The organism is Cellulosimicrobium cellulans, from assembly GCF_006539945.1.
Lineage (GTDB): Bacteria > Actinomycetota > Actinomycetes > Actinomycetales > Cellulomonadaceae > Cellulosimicrobium > Cellulosimicrobium cellulans.
The window spans coordinates 54,363-72,632 of sequence record NZ_BJNZ01000004.1 but is presented as its reverse complement, the minus strand read 5'-3'; the positions used below and the strand labels follow the sequence as shown (position 1 = coordinate 72,632).

Here is an 18,270-nt window from a genome sequence, read left to right as displayed (position 1 = left end):
TCACGCTCCCTTCGCGGCGCTGCGCACGAGGACGACGCCGCCCTTGGGGCCGGGAACCGCGCCCTTGACGAGCAGCAGACCCTTCTCGGCGTCGACCGCGTGGACGGTCAGGTTCTGGGTGGTCTGGCGGGCGTTGCCCATGCGACCGGCCATGCGCAGGCCCTTGAACACGCGCGACGGGGTCGAGGCCCCACCGATCGAGCCCGGCTTGCGGTGGTTGCGGTGCGCACCGTGCGAGGCGCCCACGCCGGAGAAGCCGTGGCGCTTCATGACACCGGCGGTGCCCTTGCCCTTGGTCGTTCCCGAGACGTCGACCGTCGCGCCGGCCTCGAAGGCCTCCGCGGTGATCTCCTGGCCGAGCGTGTACTCGGCGGCGTCCGTGGTGCGGACCTCGGCCACGTGACGGCGCGGCGTGACGCCGGCCTTCTCGAAGTGGCCCTTGAGGGGCTTGGTGACCTTGCGCGGGTCGATCTGGCCGTAGGCGAGCTGCACGGCGGCGTACCCGTCGGCGTCTGCCGTGCGCACCTGCGTCACGACGTTCGTGCCGACGGCGACGACGGTCACGGGCACGAGGCGCCCGGCCTCGTCCCAGAGCTGCGTCATCCCGAGCTTCGTGCCGAGCACCGCGGTGACCGGACGCGCGTTCTGCTGGGGAATAGTCATGATGTCCTCCAGCCTCAGAGCTTGATCTCGATGTTCACGTCGGCAGGCAGGTCGAGACGCATGAGCGAGTCGACGGCCTTCGGCGTGGGATCGATGATGTCGATCAGCCGCTTGTGCGTGCGCATCTCGAAGTGCTCGCGGCTGTCCTTGTACTTGTGAGGCGACCGGATGACGCAGAAGACGTTCTTCTCCGTCGGCAGCGGCACCGGACCCACGACCGTTGCACCAGCGCGCGTCACCGTGTCGACGATCTTGCGCGCCGAGCTGTCGATGACCTCGTGGTCGTAGGACTTGAGCCGGATGCGGATCTTCTGTCCCGCCATGGCGTCGTCTGACTCTCTCTCTCGAACCGCTAGCTGTCCGACCCCCGCGCTCGGGCGTGTCGCGTAGTCGCGACGCACCTGGGCGCACACGCCGAGAGGCGCAGGGCCGTTGGATATGTGATCCACCGTCCGCACCGTGCTGACGCACGGCTCCGCGGAGCGGACCACAACGTTTGTGCGAGCCTGGTCGGAACGTGTGTTCCGCGGGGTACTCGATCCATGGCGACAGAGAGCTCAACCCGCAGACCCGGGACGAGGTCCCGGGGTCCTGGTCCTCCTCGAGAGGACCGGTTCAACACACTGTTCGACACGTGAAAGGGCGCACCCGTAACAGGCAACCTGAACAGTCTGCCACACGAAGGCCGTCCGGGCCAAGTCGAGACCGGGACGGAACCTGTGACGGTGACCGCAGGGGCGGTGGTGCAGGCCGAAGGCCCGGTCCCGCGGACGGGACCGGGCCTTCGACGAGTGCTGCGGAGGCAGCGTCAGATCACTTGAGGATCTTGGTGACGCGGCCCGAGCCGACGGTGCGGCCACCCTCACGGATGGCGAAGCCGAGGCCCTCCTCCATGGCGATCGGCTGGATGAGCTCGACCGTCATCTCGGTGTTGTCGCCGGGCATGACCATCTCGGTGCCCTCGGGCAGCGTGATGACGCCGGTGACGTCCGTCGTACGGAAGTAGAACTGCGGACGGTAGTTCGAGTAGAACGGGTTGTGACGGCCGCCCTCGTCCTTGCCCAGGATGTAGACCTGCGCCTCGAACTGCGTGTGCGGGGTGATCGAGCCCGGCTTCACGACGACCTGGCCGCGCTCGACGTCCTCGCGCTTGATGCCGCGCAGGAGCAGACCGGTGTTGTCGCCGGCCTGAGCCTGGTCCATCTGCTTGTGGAACGTCTCGATGCCCGTGACCGTGGTCTTCTGGGGCGCGCGGATGCCGACGATCTCGACGTCCGAGTTGAGGTCGAGCGTGCCACGCTCCACCTTGCCGGTGACGACGGTGCCACGACCGGTGATCGTGAAGACGTCCTCGACGGGCATGAGGAACGGCTTGTCGAGCTCGCGGACGGGCTCCGGGACGTTCTCGTCCACGGCCTCCATGAGCTCGAGGATCTTCGCGGTCCACTCGGGGTCGCCCTCGAGCGCCTTGAGACCCGACACGCGCACGACCGGCGCGTTGTCGCCGTCGAACTCCTGCGAGGAGAGGAGCTCGCGCACCTCCATCTCGACGAGCTCGAGGATCTCCTCGTCGTCGACCATGTCGGACTTGTTGAGCGCGACGAGCAGGTACGGCACGCCGACCTGGCGGGCGAGCAGGACGTGCTCGCGCGTCTGGGCCATCGGGCCGTCGGTCGCGGCGACCACCAGGATCGCGCCGTCCATCTGGGCGGCACCGGTGATCATGTTCTTGATGTAGTCGGCGTGACCCGGGGCGTCGACGTGCGCGTAGTGGCGCTTCGGCGTCTCGTACTCGATGTGCGCGATGTTGATCGTGATACCGCGCTGCTTCTCCTCGGGAGCCGCGTCGATCTCGTCGAAGTTGCGCTGCGTGTTCGCCGGCAGGTCCGGGTACGTGTCCGCGAGCGTCTTCGAGATCGCCGCCGTGAGCGTCGTCTTACCGTGGTCGACGTGACCGATGGTGCCGACGTTGACGTGCGGCTTGGTCCGCTCGAACTTGGCCTTAGCCACTGGGGTCCTCCTGGGACTTGGGTAGATGTGCCGAACGTTGCGAATGTCGACCGAGAGATCCTACATCCGCGGGGCGTTGCGGTTTTCCTACAGGTTGATGGTTGTGCGGGTCTTCGACCTGTGGGGACTCACTCGCCCCGGGTCTTCTTGATGATCTCTTCGGCAACGTTCCGAGGAACCTCGGCGTAGCTGTCGAACTGCATCGAGTACACGGCACGACCCTGGGTCTTGGACCGGAGGTCACCGATGTACCCGAACATCTCTGACAACGGTACTTGGGCCCGGACGACCTTCACACCCGTCGCGTCCTCCATGGACTGGATCATTCCACGACGTGAGTTCAGGTCGCCGATGACGTCGCCCATGTACTCCTCGGGCGTACGCACCTCGACCGCCATCACCGGCTCCAGCAGAACCGGGTCCGCCCGCTTGACGCCCTCCTTGAGGACCATCGAGCCGGCAATCTTGAACGCCATCTCCGAGGAGTCGACCTCGTGGTAGGCGCCGTCGAGCAGCGTCGCCTTGACCCCGACCAGCGGGAAGCCGGCGAGCACGCCGAGCTCCATCGCGGACTGGATACCGGCGTCGACGCTCGGGATGTACTCGCGCGGGATGCGACCACCGGTGACGGCGTTGGCGAACTCGTAGAGCTCCCCCTCGGCCGTGTCGAGCGGCTCGAAGGTCACCTGGACCTTCGCGAACTGCCCGGAACCACCGGTCTGCTTCTTGTGCGTGTAGTCGATCTTCTCCGCCTTGCGACGGATCGTCTCGCGGTACGCGACCTGCGGCTTGCCGACGTTCGCCTCGACCTTGAACTCGCGACGCATGCGGTCGACGAGGATGTCGAGGTGGAGCTCGCCCATGCCGCCGATGACGGTCTGGCCGGTCTCGTCGTCCAGCTTGACGCGGAACGTCGGGTCCTCCTCGGCGAGCTTCTGGATCGCCGTCGAGAGCTTCTCCTGGTCGGCCTTCGTCTTCGGCTCGATCGCCACGTCGATGACGGGCTCGGGGAAGGTCATCGACTCGAGGATCACGGGCGCGTCGAGCGCGCTCAGCGTGTCACCCGTCGTGACGTCCTTGAGGCCGATGAACGCGTAGATGTGCCCCGCGCTCGCCTCCTCGACCGGGTTCTCCTTGTTGGAGTGCATCTGGAAGAGCTTCCCGATGCGCTCCTTCTTGCCCTTGGTCGAGTTGAGCACCTGCGCGCCCTGCGCGACCTTGCCCGAGTAGACGCGGACGTAGGTGAGCTTGCCGAAGAACGGGTGCGACGCGACCTTGAACGCGAGCGCGGAGAAGGGCTCGGTGGCGTCGGGGTGACGCTCGACGATCTTCTCCTCGTCCTTGACGTCGTGGCCCTCGATCGCGGGGACGTCGAGCGGCGACGGCAGGTAGTCGATGACCGCGTCGAGCATGGGCTGCACGCCCTTGTTCTTGAACGCGGACCCGCACAGGACCGGGAAGGCCTCGCCGGCGATGACGAGCTTGCGGATCCCGGACTTGATCTCCGCGATCGTCAGCTCCTCGCCACCGAGGTACTTCTCGAGCAGCTCCTCGTCGGCCTCCGCGACGGCCTCGATGAGGTCGCTGCGGTACTGCTCGGCCTTCTCGAGAAGGTCGGCCGGGATCTCCTCGGTGTCGTACGCCTCGCCGAGCTTGGTCTCCCCGTGCCAGACGAGGGCCTTCATCTCGAGCAGGTCGACGACGCCGGTGAAGTCGTTCTCCGAGCCGATCGGGAGCTGGATGACCAGCGGCTTCGCCTTGAGGCGGTTGATGATGGTGTCGACGGTGAAGTAGAAGTCCGCGCCGAGCTTGTCCATCTTGTTGACGAAGCAGATGCGCGGCACGTTGTACTTGTCCGCCTGGCGCCACACCGTCTCCGACTGCGGCTCCACGCCCTCCTTGCCGTCGAAGACGGCGACGGCGCCGTCGAGCACGCGCAGGGAGCGCTCGACCTCGACCGTGAAGTCGACGTGGCCGGGCGTGTCGATGATGTTGATCTGGTTGTTCTTCCAGTAGCAGGTCGTCGCGGCCGACGTGATCGTGATGCCGCGCTCCTGCTCCTGCTCCATCCAGTCCATCGTCGACGCGCCGTCGTGCGTCTCACCGATCTTGTAGTTCACACCCGTGTAGAACAGGATGCGCTCGGTGGTCGTGGTCTTCCCGGCATCGATGTGGGCCATGATGCCGATGTTGCGGACCTTGTTCAGGTCGGTCAGCACGTCAAGTGCCACGGTCTGTTTCCCTCGCTAGGTGGGTTGAGTCGGGGGCGCTGCTCGGACCGGGGTGGCCGGCCGGAGACCCGCCGACGGCCCCGGGGACCGTGAGGTCCCCGAGGCCGGTCGGGCGGACTACCAGCGGTAGTGGGCGAAGGCCTTGTTGGACTCCGCCATCTTGTGCATGTCCTCGCGACGCTTGACCGCGGCGCCGAGGCCGTTGCTCGCATCGAGGATCTCGTTCATGAGGCGCTCCGTCATCGACTTCTCACGACGAGCGCGCGAGTAGTCCGTGAGCCAGCGCAGCGCGAGCGTCGTGGCACGCGCGGGACGCACCTCGACGGGGACCTGGTAGGTCGCACCACCGACGCGGCGCGAGCGGACCTCGAGCGCGGGGCGGACGTTCTCGAGCGCACGCTTGAGGACGACGACCGGGTCGCCGTCGGTCTTCGCACGGACGCCCTCGAGGGCGCCGTAGACGATCGACTCGGCGGTGGACTTCTTGCCGTCGAGCAGCACCTTGTTGATGAGCTGCGTGACGACGGGCGACCCGTAGACGGGGTCGACGATGAGCGGCCGCTTCGGGGCCGGGCCCTTGCGAGGCATCAGCTCTTCTCCTTCTTGGCGCCGTAGCGGCTGCGGGCCTGCTTGCGGTTCTTCACGCCCTGCGTGTCGAGCGCGCCGCGCACGATCTTGTAGCGCACACCCGGGAGGTCCTTCACACGACCGCCGCGCACGAGCACGATGGAGTGCTCCTGGAGGTTGTGGCCGACGCCGGGGATGTAGGCCGTGACCTCGACCTGGGAGGAGAGCTTCACGCGAGCGACCTTGCGCAGCGCGGAGTTCGGCTTCTTCGGGGTGGTGGTGTACACGCGCGTGCACACACCGCGCCGCTGCGGGGAACCCTTGAGGGCGGGCGTCTTCGACTTCCCCACCTTCGAGGTCCGCCCCTTGCGGACGAGCTGCTGGATCGTAGGCACTACGTCTCCGTGTCTTCTCGAGCTACCGGGGCTATCCCCGATGGTGGTCGTGCTGGCTGCTGGAGCCGATCGCACGAGGCACCCGCAGCGCGAGAACGCTGCAGCAGCCACCTACCACCGGCTCGATGGTCCGTCCCCCGTCCACGGGCACGAGGCGCCGTCAGGACCGGGATCCGGAGTGCCCGGGCACTCACATCGGCCCGTCCGGAGCCCGCTGCGCGGAGGTGGGAGCGATCAGCTCGCTGACACCGCCCCGCCAGGGACATCACGGAGGGCCCGACGGCGCGGGCACGGTTTACCAGGTTACCTGCCACCCGGCAGGTAGTCAAAGGAGCAGGTCACCTCCCGCCGTCGGCGGGTGGCACGCTCCCCCGGGACGCCGGACGGGTGCCCAGCGGCGCCCGCACCGAGGTGCGGGACGCCGACGGGCACCCGTCCGGCTGTCGAGGAACGTCAGCGGTAGTCGCCGAAGTCCAGGTCCTCGAGCGGGATCGCCTCGCCGGAGCCCATGCCGAGCGCCGGGAAGTCGATCTCGTCGTAGCCGAAGCTCGGGTAGAGCTCCGTCTTGGCCTGCTCGGTCGGCTCGACCTGGACCTTGGTGTACCGGGGCAGACCGGTACCGGCCGGGATGAGCTTACCGATGATGACGTTCTCCTTGAGGCCGAGGAGCGGGTCGCGACGACCGCTCATCGACGCCTCGGTGAGCACGCGCGTCGTCTCCTGGAACGAGGCCGCCGACAGCCACGAGTCCGTCGCGAGCGACGCCTTCGTGATGCCCATCAGCTCGGGACGGCCGGAGGCCGGCTGGCCGCCCTCCGCCACCGCGCGACGGTTCGCGTCCTCGAAGCGGCCGCGCTCGGCGAGCTCGCCCGGCAGGAGGTGCGAGTCGCCCGAGTCGAGCACGGTCACGCGACGCAGCATCTGCCGCACGATGACCTCGATGTGCTTGTCGTGGATGTCCACGCCCTGGGAGCGGTAGACCTCCTGGACCTCGTCCACCAGGTGCTTCTGCGTGGCGCGCGGGCCGAGGATGCGCAGGACCTTCTTGGGGTCTACCGCACCCTGGACGAGCTGCGTGCCGACGTTCACGTGGTCGCCGTCCTGCACGAGCAGGCGGGCACGCTTCGTCACCGGGTACGCGATCTCCTCCGAGCCGTCGTCCGGCGTGAGGACCAGACGGCGCGAGCGCTCCGAGTCGTCGATCGCGATGCGGCCCGAGAACTCCGCGATGGGCGCCTCACCCTTGGGGGTGCGGGCCTCGAAGAGCTCCGTGACACGCGGCAGACCCTGCGTGATGTCGTCCGCGGAGGCCACACCACCGGTGTGGAAGGTACGCATCGTCAGCTGCGTGCCCGGCTCACCGATCGACTGGGCGGCGATGATGCCGACCGCCTCGCCGATGTCGACGAGCTTGCCCGTGGCGAGCGAGCGCCCGTAGCACTTGGCGCACGTACCGACGCGCGACTCGCACGTGAGGACCGAACGCACCTTGGCCTCGCGCACGCCCGCGGCCACCGCGGCGTCGATGAGGACGTCGCCCGCGTCGTCGCCGGCCTTGCCGACGACGTTCCCGTCGGGGTCGACCAGGTCGGCCGCGAGGGTGCGCGAGTAGACGCTCGTCTCCACCTTCGGGTGGCGCACGAGGATGCCCCCGAGCTCCTCCGCGATCGGCAGGGTCAGGCCGCGCTCGGTGCCGCAGTCCTCCTCGCGCACGATGACGTCCTGCGACACGTCCACGAGACGACGCGTGAGGTAGCCCGAGTCGGCGGTCCGCAGCGCGGTGTCCGCCAGACCCTTGCGGGCACCGTGCGTCGCGATGAAGTACTCGAGGACGGACAGGCCCTCGCGGTAGTTGGACTTGATCGGGCGCGGGATGATCTCGCCCTTCGGGTTCGCCACGAGACCGCGCATACCGGCGATCTGGCGGACCTGCATCCAGTTACCACGGGCACCCGAGCCGACCATGCGGTACACGGTGTTGCGGTCGTTCGCCTCGAGGTTCTCGCGCATGACGGAGGCGACCTTGTCCGTCGCCTGGGTCCAGATCTCGATGAGCTCCTGACGGCGCTCGTCGTCCGTGATGAGACCACGGTCGTACTGCTGCTGGACCTTGAGCGCGCGCTCCTCGTGCTGCTCGAGGATGACGGCCTTCTCCTTGGGCGTCGCCACGTCGGAGATCGCGATCGTGACGCCCGAGCGGGTCGCCCAGCGGAAGCCGGCGGCCTTCAGCGCGTCGAGCGACGCCGCGACCTCGACCTTCGGGTAGCGCTCCGCGAGCTCGTTGACGATCGCCGAGAGGCGCTTCTTGTCGACGACCGAGTTCACGTACGGGTAGTCGACGGGGAGCGTCTCGTTGAACAGCGCGCGACCGAGCGTGGTGTCGAAGAGGATCGGCTGACCCTCCTCCCAGCCCTCGGGAGCCTCGAAGCCGGAGACCGGCGGGACGAGGTCCGTCGTGCGGATCTTCACCTCGGCGTTCAGGTCCAGGGTGCCCTGGTCGAACGCCATGATCGCCTCGGCGACCGAGCCGAAGGCACGGCCCTCGCCCTCGGCGCCCTTGCGGTCGCTCGTCAGGTGGTACAGGCCGATGATCATGTCCTGCGAGGGCATGGTCACCGGACGACCGTCCGACGGCTTGAGGATGTTGTTGCTCGAGAGCATGAGGATGCGGGCCTCGGCCTGCGCCTCCGCGCTCAGGGGCAGGTGGACGGCCATCTGGTCACCGTCGAAGTCCGCGTTGAACGCGGCGCACACGAGCGGGTGCAGGTGGATCGCCTTGCCCTCGACGAGCTGCGGCTCGAACGCCTGGATGCCCAGGCGGTGCAGCGTCGGCGCACGGTTGAGCAGCACGGGGTGCTCGGTGATGACCTCCTCGAGCACGTCCCACACGACGGGACGGGCACGCTCGACCATGCGCTTGGCGCTCTTGATGTTCTGCGCGTGGTTGAGGTCCACGAGCCGCTTCATCACGAACGGCTTGAACAGCTCGAGCGCCATCTGCTTCGGCAGGCCGCACTGGTGCAGCTTGAGCTGCGGGCCGACGACGATGACCGAACGGCCCGAGTAGTCGACACGCTTGCCGAGCAGGTTCTGACGGAAACGACCCTGCTTGCCCTTGAGCATGTCCGAGATGGACTTCAGCGGACGGTTGCCCGGGCCCGTGACAGGACGACCACGACGGCCGTTGTCGAACAGCGAGTCCACGGCCTCCTGGAGCATCCGCTTCTCGTTGTTGACGATGATCTCCGGGGCGCCCAGGTCGAGCAGACGCTTGAGGCGGTTGTTCCGGTTGATCACGCGGCGGTACAGGTCGTTCAGGTCGCTCGTCGCGAAGCGGCCACCGTCGAGCTGCACCATGGGGCGCAGGTCCGGCGGGATGACCGGGACGGCGTCGAGCACCATGCCGGTGGGCGAGTTCGTCGTCGTGAGGAACGCGTTGACGACCTTCAGGCGCTTGAGGGCACGCGTCTTGCGCTGCCCCTTGCCCGAGCGGATGGTCTCGCGCAGGGACTCGGCCTCCGCCTCCAGGTCGAAGTCCTGGAGACGCTTCTGGATCGCCGCGGCGCCCATCGAGCCCTCGAAGTAGGTGCCGTAGCGGTCCTGGAGGGCGCGGTAGAGCATCTCGTCGCCCTCGAGGTCGGCGACCTTGAGGTTCTTGAAGCGGTCCCACACCTGGTCGAGGCGGTCGAGCTGGGCGTCCGCGCGCTTGCGGATCTGCGCCATCTCGCGCTCGGCCGAGTCGCGGACCTTGCGGCGCGCGTCGGCCTTGGCACCCTCGGCCTCGAGCTCGGCCAGGTCGGCCTCGAGCTTCTGGGCACGGGAGTTGATGTCGTTGTCGCGGGCGTCCGCGATCTCCTTCTTCTCCAGGTCGATCTCGTTCTGGAGGTTGGGGAGGTCTTCCTGACGACCCTCGTCGTCGACCGACGTGATCATGTACGCCGCGAAGTAGATGACCTTCTCCAGGTCCTTCGGGGCGAGGTCGAGCAGGTAGCCGAGGCGCGAGGGCACACCCTTGAAGAACCAGATGTGCGTGACGGGCGCGGCGAGCTCGATGTGGCCCATGCGCTCACGACGCACCTTCGAGCGCGTCACCTCGACGCCGCAGCGCTCGCAGATGATGCCCTTGAAGCGCACGCGCTTGTACTTGCCGCAGTAGCACTCCCAGTCCCGGGTGGGGCCGAAGATCTTCTCGCAGAAGAGTCCGTCCTTCTCGGGCTTGAGGGTGCGGTAGTTGATGGTCTCGGGCTTCTTCACCTCTCCGTGCGACCACGCACGGATGTCGTCGGCCGTGGCCAGGCCGATGCGCAGCTCGTCGAAGACGTTGACGTCGAGCAAGTTGTCCTACTTCCTTCGTCTGCCGGGACCGGCCGGGGCCGGTGCCGACGCCATAAAGACGGTTGGTGTGGGGGTCGTCGGCGGGAGCGGGGTGACCCGCTCCCGCCTGCCCGAGATCAGATCTCGTCGACGCTGGACGCCGCGTTGGGGCGGCGCGACAGGTCGATGCCGAGCTCTTCTGCTGCGCGGTACACGTCGTCGTCCGACTCCCGCATCTCGATGGAGACGCCGTCGCTCGAGAGCACCTCGACGTTCAGGCACAGGGACTGCATCTCCTTGAGGAGGACCTTGAAGGACTCCGGGATGCCCGAGTCGGGGATGTTCTCGCCCTTGACGATCGCCTCGTAGACCTTGACGCGGCCAGGGACGTCGTCCGACTTGATGGTGAGGAGCTCCTGGAGCGTGTAGGCCGCGCCGTACGCCTCGAGGGCCCACACCTCCATCTCGCCGAAGCGCTGTCCGCCGAACTGCGCCTTACCACCCAGCGGCTGCTGCGTGATCATCGAGTACGGGCCGGTCGAGCGCGCGTGGATCTTGTCGTCGACCAGGTGGTGCAGCTTGAGGATGTACATGTAGCCCACCGACACGGCCTCGGGGAACGGCTCGCCGGAGCGGCCGTCGAAGAGGCGCGCCTTGCCGTCGGCGCCGACCATGCGGTCGCCGTCGCGGTTCGGGATCGTCGTCGAGAGCAGGCCCGTGAGCGCGTCCTCGTGGACGCCGTCGAACACCGGGGTCGCCACGGGGCGACCGGGCTCGGACGTCGCGGCGATCTCCGGGACGTTCTCGCGCCAGGAGAGGTCCTTGCCCTCGGCGAGCGAGATGTCCCAGCCCTGCTTCGCGACCCACCCGAGGTGCGTCTCGAGGACCTGGCCGACGTTCATACGGCCGGGGACGCCCAGCGGGTTGAGGACGACGTCGACCGGCGTCCCGTCCGCGAGGAACGGCATGTCCTCGACGGGCAGGATCTTGGAGATGACGCCCTTGTTGCCGTGACGGCCGGCGAGCTTGTCGCCGTCCGTGATCTTGCGGCGCTGCGCGATGTAGACGCGCACGAGCTGGTTCACGCCCGCGGGCAGCTCGTCGCCGTCCTCGCGGTTGAACTCGCGCACGCCGATGACCGTGCCGGACTCGCCGTGGGGCACCTTGAGGGACGTGTCGCGCACCTCGCGCGCCTTCTCGCCGAAGATCGCGCGGAGCAGGCGCTCCTCCGGGGTCAGCTCGGTCTCGCCCTTCGGGGTGACCTTGCCGACCAGCACGTCGCCCGCGCCGACCTCGGCACCGATGCGGATGATGCCGCGCTCGTCGAGGTCCGCGAGGACGTCCTCGGAGACGTTCGGGATGTCCCGCGTGATCTCCTCGGGGCCGAGCTTGGTGTCGCGCGCGTCGACCTCGTGCTCCTCGATGTGGATCGAGGAGAGCACGTCGTCCTGCACGAGACGCTGGCTGAGGATGATCGCGTCCTCGTAGTTGTGGCCCTCCCACGACATGAACGCCACGAGCAGGTTGCGGCCGAGCGCGAGCTCGCCCTCGTCCGTCGCCGGGCCGTCCGCGAGGACGGAGCCGGGCTCGATGCGCTGGCCCTCGTCGACGAGCACGCGCTGGTTGTAGCTCGTGCCCTGGTTGGAGCGGCGGAACTTCGCGATGCGGTAGCTGCCGGTCGTGCCGTCGTCGTTCGCGACGAGCACGAGGTCCGCCGAGACCTCGGTGACGACACCGGGCTTCGTCGCGACGACGACGTCGCCCGCGTCGACCGCCGCGCGCCACTCCATGCCGGTCCCGACGAGCGGGGCCTCGGAACGGACCAGCGGCACGGCCTGGCGCTGCATGTTGGCACCCATGAGGGCGCGGTTGGCGTCGTCGTGCTCGAGGAACGGGATGAGCGCGGTCGCGACCGACACCATCTGGCGCGGCGAGACGTCCATGTAGTCCACCTGCGCGCCGGGCACGATCTCGACCTCGCCGCCCTTGGTGCGCACGAGCACGCGCTCGTCCGCGAAGGAGCCGTCGACGTTGAGCACCTGGTTCGCCTGCGCGATGACGTGGCGGTCCTCGTCGTCGGCCGTGAGGTAGACGACCTCGTCGGTGACCTTGCCCGCCTCGACCTTGCGGTACGGCGTCTCGATGAAGCCGAACGGGTTGATGCGCCCGTACGACGCGAGCGAGCCGATCAGACCGATGTTCGGGCCTTCAGGGGTCTCGATCGGGCACATGCGGCCGTAGTGCGACGGGTGGACGTCACGGACCTCCATGCCGGCGCGGTCGCGCGACAGACCACCCGGGCCGAGGGCCGAGAGACGACGCTTGTGCGTCAGGCCCGCGAGCGGATTGTTCTGGTCCATGAACTGCGAGAGCTGCGACGTGCCGAAGAACTCGCGGATGGACGCCACGACCGGGCGGATGTTGATGAGCGTCTGCGGCGTGATCGCCTCGACGTCCTGCGTCGTCATGCGCTCGCGCACGACGCGCTCCATCCGGGACAGGCCCGTGCGGACCTGGTTCTGGATGAGCTCGCCGACCGCGCGGATGCGACGGTTGCCGAAGTGGTCGATGTCGTCCGTCTCGACGCGCACCTCGACGGCCTCGCCGTTCCGGGTGCCCGGGATGGACGCGTGGTCGGCGTGCAGGGCCGCGAGGTACTTGATCGTCGCGACGACGTCCGAGACGGAGAGCGTGGAGTCCGTGAGCGGCGCGTCGATGCCGAGCTTCTTGTTCGCCTTGTAGCGCCCGACCTTCGCCATGTCGTAGCGCTTCGGGTTGAAGTAGAAGTTCTCGAGCAGCGCGCGGCCGGCCTCGACGGTCGGCGGCTCGCCCGGGCGGATCTTGCGGTACAGGTCGACCAGGGCCTCGTCCTGGGTGTGGACGTGGTCCTTCTCGAGCGTGTCGAGCACCGACGGGAAGTCGGCGAACTGCTCGCGGATCTCCGACTCGGTCAGGCCGAGCGCCTTGAGCAGCACCGTGACGGACTGCTTGCGCTTGCGGTCGACGCGCACGCCGACGGCGTCGCGCTTGTCGATCTCGAACTCGAGCCAGGCGCCGCGCGAGGGGATGATCTTCGCGGAGAAGATGTCCTTGTCGCTCGTCTTGTCGGCCGCGCGCTCGAAGTAGACGCCGGGCGAACGGACGAGCTGGGAGACGACGACGCGCTCGGTGCCGTTGATGATGAACGTGCCGCGCTCGGTCATGAGCGGGAAGTCGCCCATGAAGACCGTCTGGCTCTTGATCTCACCGGTGTTGTAGTTGACGAACTCCGCGGTGACGAACAGCGGCGCGGCGTACGTGAAGTCCTTCTCCTTGCACTCGTCGGCCGTGTACTTCGGCGGCTCGAAACGGTGGTTGGAGAACGACAGGGACATCGAAGAACCGAAGTCCTCGATCGGGGAGATCTCCTCGAAGATCTCCTCGAGGCCCGACGTCGAGGGCACGTCCTGGCGGCCGGCCTCGGCCGCGGCGGCGACACGCGCCTGCCAGGCCTCGTTGCCGAGGAGCCAGTCGAAGCTCTCGGTCTGGAGGCCCAGCAGGTCGGGGACCTCGAGGGGCTCGTAGATCTTGGCGAAGGAGAGGCGACGCGATGCGGTGCGGTTCGCGATGGCGTCGGCGGTCGGAGCAGAAGGGGTGCGCGAGGCAGCCAAGAGGGGTCCTTCCCTGCAGATCGAAAGAACGCTGCACCGCCGGGCTGGACACGATCACCGCCGCCACGACACCTCGCGGACGCGCACGTACGTCGGCGAGGGGGTCGGGGGTATATGAGATCGGGGGCACAGGACAGCGCAAAGCGTGAGCATAGCCCAACACGCATCGCAACACAACCCCGGGGCGTGCGACCCCGCCCGGAACCGGACGCCTGCGCGTCCCACCGGTACTCGTGCGGGCCTCGTCGCCCGCCTCCGACCCGTCTCGCGGGTCGCGAACCTGCTGCCGTCGACCTCGCTGTCCTGCGTCGTCGACCCGCACATGGTGGCACACTCGTGGCCGTTCCGTGAAGCCGGTGCGCCCGCCCGGGTGCTCGACGACGCGCTCGCCCACGTCTGCGCCGCGCTCCCCCGCCCACCCGCGCCACCGGGCGGCGGGAACGACGACGAGGCCCGCACCCCGGTCGGGGTGCGGGCCTCGTGCGGCGTGCTGACCGGTCCCGTCAGGACGGGACCGGCGAGATCACTTGAGGGTGACCGTGGCGCCGGCGCCCTCGAGGGCGGCCTTGGCCTTCTCGGCCGTCTCCTTGTTCGCGCCCTCCAGGACCGGCTTCGGGGCACCGTCCACGAGGTCCTTGGCCTCCTTCAGGCCGAGGGACGTGAGCGCGCGCACCTCCTTGATGACCTGGATCTTCTTGTCGCCGGCAGCCTCGAGGATGACGTCGAACTCGTCCTTCTCCTCCTCGGCCGGGGCGTCGCCCGAGCCACCCGCGGGGGCGGCGACCGCGACGGCGGCGGGGGCGGCGGCGGTGACCTCGAAGGTCTCCTCGAAGGCCTTCACGAACTCGTTGAGCTCGATGAGGGTGAGCTCCTTGAACTGCTCGATGAGCTCGTCGGTGCTGAGCTTCGCCATGATGGCGTTCCTTTCGGTCGGTGCTCGGCAGCGGCCCGGTGCGGGCCTGCCAGAAGCGGGGTGTGTGCTTGCGCTGCGTGGATCACCGGTCCGGGGCGAGCCCCGGGCGCGGGATCAGGCGGCAGCGCCCTCCGATTCCTGCTTCTGACGCAGGGCATCGATGACGCGGGCGGCCTGGGCGGTGTTCGCGGTGAAGACGTAGGCAGCCTGGAAGAGCTTGGCCTTCATCGCGCCGGCCGCCTTGGCCAGCAGGACCTCGCGGGACTCGAGGTCCGCGAGCTTCGTGACCTCCGCGGCGGTCAGGGGGCGCCCGTCGAGGACACCACCCTTGATGACCAGCGCGGGGTTCGCCTTGGCAAAGTCACGCAGACCCTTGGCAGCCTCGACCGGGTCCCCGGTGACGAAGGCGATTGCCGACGGGCCCTGCAGGTCGGCGTCGAGTCCCTCGACACCGGCCTCCTTGGCCGCGATGGCGGTCAGCGTGTTCTTCACCACGGCGTAGGTTGCGTTGCCGCTGAGCGACCGACGCAGCTGCTTGAGCTGCGCGACGGTGAGCCCGCGGTACTCGGTCAGCACGGCAGCGTTCGAGTCGCGGAACTTGTCCGAGATCTCGGCGACTGCGGCTGCCTTGTCCGGCCTCGCCATGGCAATCCTTCCGGTGGTGGTACCACCGGCGTCCGTCCCGGAACGAGAAAGAGCCCCGCGCAGGCGCGGGGCTCGTGGTCGCACGCACGGCGGGGCCGGGCGGACGTCGTCGATTCGCTACCTGCGCTGGCCTCCACCTCGTGGTGGGACTTCGATCCGTCACGTCCCGCAGACGGAGTCTGCGGGCAGCGTCGGACGACCGGCGGTCTTGGGTACACGTCCATGGTACGGGACGACGGCGGGTGCTCCAAACCGCGGTCACCCACCGGGAGCGCCTCCGCTCCCCCGCTCGGTCAGAGCACCAGCGGGCCGAAGCAGACGAGCGGGACGGGCTCGGGCTCGTCGGCGACCGCGCGGGCGAGCGCCGAGCCGGGCATCGCGCCGTCGCGCAGCTCCGCGTGGAGCGACGGCATGACGCGCGCGGCGACGTCGTCGCGCAGCGGGGCGACGCTCGCGATCACCGCGCGCGCCCAGGCGCAGCAGCACGCTCGTCAGGCCGAGCGACTCGCCGCCGATGCGCGGCGTCGACAGGCCCACCTCGCACGCCGACAGGACGACGACGACCCCGTGCAGGTCGATGCCGTCCAGCTCGTGCGCGAACAGCGGGCCGTCCGCGAGGCGCAGCGACGAGAAGAGCGGGTTGTCGGTCTCGTGCGTCCCGTGCGCCGCGAGGTGCACCACCCCCGCCGACCGGAGCCCGTCGACCACGGCCTCACAGGTGGCGTCCTCCCCCACGAGGGCCTCCGCACCCTCCCACACCGATGCGACGAGCTTGGCCTCCGCACCCGAGAACCGCAGCCCAGGGCCGGCGACGACGAGCGCGTCGTCCGCTCGGTGGACGGGTTCCCCGCGGCGCAGGTCGACCCAGGAGTTCGCCCACGTCCGTCGCCCGCGCCGTGACGGCAGAGAGGCCCACGGGAGCGCGAGCAGGAGGTCGCGCGCGGCGAGGTGCAGGTCGCCGTCGGCCTCCAGAGGGACGACCAGCGCGTCGTCGAGCGCGGTCAGCGTCCGCGTGAGCGACGCGACCGCCGCCTCGCGCATCGGGACGGGGATGAGCACGTTCGAGAGGACCGCGAAGTCGGCCCGCGCGCGGCGCACCTGCTCCGCGACCGCCGCGCGCGGAGCGAGCCGCACGAGCCGCGTCGCCGCCGCGGACACGCGGACGGCCAGCACGTCGTCGCCCTCGATCACGAGGTCGGCGACGACCGCGTCGGAGCCCGCCACGGCGAGTGCGGCCCGGAGCCGGCGCTCCGTCGTGGCGAGCGGGGTGGCGGCCTCTCCCCCGTGCTGCCAGGCGCGGCGCCGCGCTTCGTCCTGGAGCCGACGCGCCGACCGCAAGTGGTCCTGGCGACGGGCGAGGTGCGAGGGGTCCGAGGGCGCGCCGAGCGCGCGGGCGGCCTCGACCTCGCGGCGCGCCGAGGCGAGGAGACCCGCGAGGACCGGGTCCGACGGCGGTCGCACGCGACCCGTTCCCGCGAACGCCGCGCGACCGCGCTCGACGGCGTCGAAGATCGTCGCGGGCCGGCGCGTGCGCAGCGCCGCGTCGACGTCGACGTTGCCGAGCCGTACCCCGTGCACGGCCGACGCCGTCACGGCGTCCACGGATCCGAGCCGCGCGCGGTGCTCCGCGAGGGCCGACTGGCCGCGTCGCACGGCCCGGACGCCGCCTCGACGGTCCCCGGCCACGAAGGCGAGCTGGGCACGCACCGCCTCGTGCTGCAGGCGCACGGGTAGCGGTGCACGGTCGAGCCGTCCGGGGACCCGCGCGAGCACGGCCCGCGCAGCAGGCACGTCACCGGCGGCCACGAGCCACTCGGCCGCGAGGAGCTGCGCCGGGATGGTCACGCCGAGGCCGGCGACGCCGCCGAGCTCGTCGCCCTGGTGTGCGAGGTCGAGCGACCACGTGGCGTGCCGACGCGCCGTCGTCGGAGCCACCCCGTCCGACCTGTGCTCCGTGAGCGCCGCCTGCAGCTCGGCGACGCGGGCCCGCAGCATCCACGGGGCGTTCCCGAGCCGGTCGAACCGGCGCGACGCCGACCGGGCCAGACGGCGGGCGTCGGCGTACCGTCGCAGGCCGAGCACGACCCGCGACCGCACCAGCTCGACCTCCGCGAGGTCGCGCAGCATGCGGTAGCGCGAGAGGTGCTCGCGCGCCTCGCGCAGCGCGTCGTCGGCCTCGGTCAGCAGCCCGGCGTCGAGCAGCACCTGCGCACGGTCGATCAGACCGACGGCAGCGTGCCGGTCCGGCGCCTGCTCCGCGGCCTCGTCCATCGCACGCAGCGCCGCCGGGAGGTCGCCCTGCAGGTACATGACCCAACCGAGGTTGTGCGCCGCCATCGACGCGTACATCTCGTTCTCGATCTGGCGCGCCAGCTCGAGGCACGTGGCGAAGTCGGCGGCGGCCGCCGTCAGTCGGCCGAGGTCCGAGTGGAGGCTCCCCCGGTTCATGTGGAGGACCGCGCGGTCTCGTTCGTCCTCCGGCGGGACGAGCCCGACCGCCTCGTCCATCGCTCGCAGCGCCGCGTCGAGCGAGCCGGTGCGGTGCAGCACGAGCCCTCGCTGGCCGAGCACGACGGCACGAAGGGCACCGTCGTGCTCGACGACCGACGCCGCGTCCGACAGCAGGTCGAGCGCCTGCTCGACGTCGCCGCGCGACTCGAGGTGGCACACCGCCAGGCCGATCCTCGCCCGGACGACGAGGTGCGTGACCTCCGAGCTGCCCGAGGTCACCGCTCCCGCCGCACCTGCGCACCACTCGAGCACGGCGTCGAAGTCCCGGCGCGCCGCGTCGTGCCTCCCTCGGGCGTTCAGGCCGAGCGCACGATCGAGCCGGGCGGACGCCTCCTCGATCGTGGAGACACCCACCGCACGCACCTCCGTCC

11 protein-coding genes are annotated in these 18,270 nt (G+C 69.5%); all 11 read right to left on the bottom strand.

Annotated features, from left to right (window positions below; genetic code table 11):
* The 11 genes from rplC to CCE02nite_RS04280 all read right to left on the bottom strand — a co-directional run bounded on the left by rplC (position 1) and on the right by CCE02nite_RS04280 (position 18,253).
* Positions 1 to 663: a 50S ribosomal protein L3 gene (gene rplC / locus CCE02nite_RS04330; protein ID WP_141388477.1), complete on the bottom strand. Its 663-nt coding sequence runs from the start codon at positions 661 to 663 to the stop codon at positions 1 to 3.
* Positions 664 to 677: 14 nt separating this feature from the next.
* A complete protein-coding gene (gene rpsJ / locus CCE02nite_RS04325) occupies positions 678 to 986 on the bottom strand; it encodes a 30S ribosomal protein S10 (protein ID WP_012867945.1) in 309 nt (102 codons plus the stop codon).
* A 490-nt stretch (positions 987 to 1,476) separates the two neighbouring features.
* Positions 1,477 to 2,673: an elongation factor Tu gene (gene tuf / locus CCE02nite_RS04320; RefSeq protein ID WP_053369624.1), complete on the bottom strand. Its 1,197-nt coding sequence runs from the start codon at positions 2,671 to 2,673 to the stop codon at positions 1,477 to 1,479.
* A gap of 128 nt (positions 2,674 to 2,801) precedes the next feature.
* The gene (gene fusA / locus CCE02nite_RS04315) at positions 2,802 to 4,904 is read right to left on the bottom strand and encodes an elongation factor G (protein WP_141388476.1); all 2,103 of its coding nucleotides are present in this window, start codon (positions 4,902 to 4,904) and stop codon (positions 2,802 to 2,804) included.
* 117 nt (positions 4,905 to 5,021) lie between these two features.
* Complete coding sequence (rpsG, locus tag CCE02nite_RS04310) at positions 5,022 to 5,492, bottom strand: 30S ribosomal protein S7 (protein WP_047233808.1); 471 nt, start codon at positions 5,490 to 5,492, stop codon at positions 5,022 to 5,024.
* A complete protein-coding gene (gene rpsL, locus CCE02nite_RS04305) occupies positions 5,492 to 5,866 on the bottom strand; it encodes a 30S ribosomal protein S12 (RefSeq protein WP_021479869.1) in 375 nt (124 codons plus the stop codon). Before rpsL ends, rpsG begins: the two co-directional genes overlap by 1 nt.
* Positions 5,867 to 6,319: 453 nt before the next feature.
* On the bottom strand, positions 6,320 to 10,201 hold the full coding sequence (locus tag CCE02nite_RS04300) for a DNA-directed RNA polymerase subunit beta' (protein WP_141388475.1): 3,882 nt from the start codon (positions 10,199 to 10,201) through the stop codon (positions 6,320 to 6,322).
* A gap of 116 nt (positions 10,202 to 10,317) precedes the next feature.
* Positions 10,318 to 13,830 carry a DNA-directed RNA polymerase subunit beta gene (gene rpoB, locus CCE02nite_RS04295; protein WP_141388474.1) on the bottom strand — a complete coding sequence of 1,171 codons (3,513 nt, stop codon included), beginning with the start codon at positions 13,828 to 13,830 and terminating at the stop codon, positions 10,318 to 10,320.
* Between the two features lie 523 nt (positions 13,831 to 14,353).
* A complete protein-coding gene (gene rplL, locus CCE02nite_RS04290; RefSeq protein WP_021483444.1) occupies positions 14,354 to 14,743 on the bottom strand; it encodes a 50S ribosomal protein L7/L12 in 390 nt (129 codons plus the stop codon).
* Positions 14,744 to 14,857: 114 nt separating this feature from the next.
* Positions 14,858 to 15,388 (bottom strand): 50S ribosomal protein L10, encoded by a 531-nt coding sequence (gene rplJ / locus CCE02nite_RS04285; protein ID WP_021483443.1) that lies wholly within the window; start codon positions 15,386 to 15,388, stop codon positions 14,858 to 14,860.
* Between the two features lie 258 nt (positions 15,389 to 15,646).
* Positions 15,647 to 18,253, bottom strand: a complete 2,607-nt coding sequence (locus CCE02nite_RS04280; RefSeq protein ID WP_141388473.1) for a CHAT domain-containing protein — start codon at positions 18,251 to 18,253, stop codon at positions 15,647 to 15,649.
* Positions 18,254 to 18,270: the final 17 nt, after the last annotated feature.

Bases quoted from the DNA above. Each gene is read 5' to 3' on its own strand.
- rplC (WP_141388477.1), bottom strand. From the start codon at position 663: ATGACTATTCCCCAGCAGAACGCGCGTCCGGTCACCGCGGTGCTCGGC.
- rpsJ (WP_012867945.1), bottom strand. From the start codon at position 986: ATGGCGGGACAGAAGATCCGCATCCGGCTCAAGTCCTACGACCACGAG.
- rpsG (WP_047233808.1), bottom strand. From the start codon at position 5,492: ATGCCTCGCAAGGGCCCGGCCCCGAAGCGGCCGCTCATCGTCGACCCC.
- rplL (WP_021483444.1), bottom strand. From the start codon at position 14,743: ATGGCGAAGCTCAGCACCGACGAGCTCATCGAGCAGTTCAAGGAGCTC.
- rplJ (WP_021483443.1), bottom strand. From the start codon at position 15,388: ATGGCGAGGCCGGACAAGGCAGCCGCAGTCGCCGAGATCTCGGACAAG.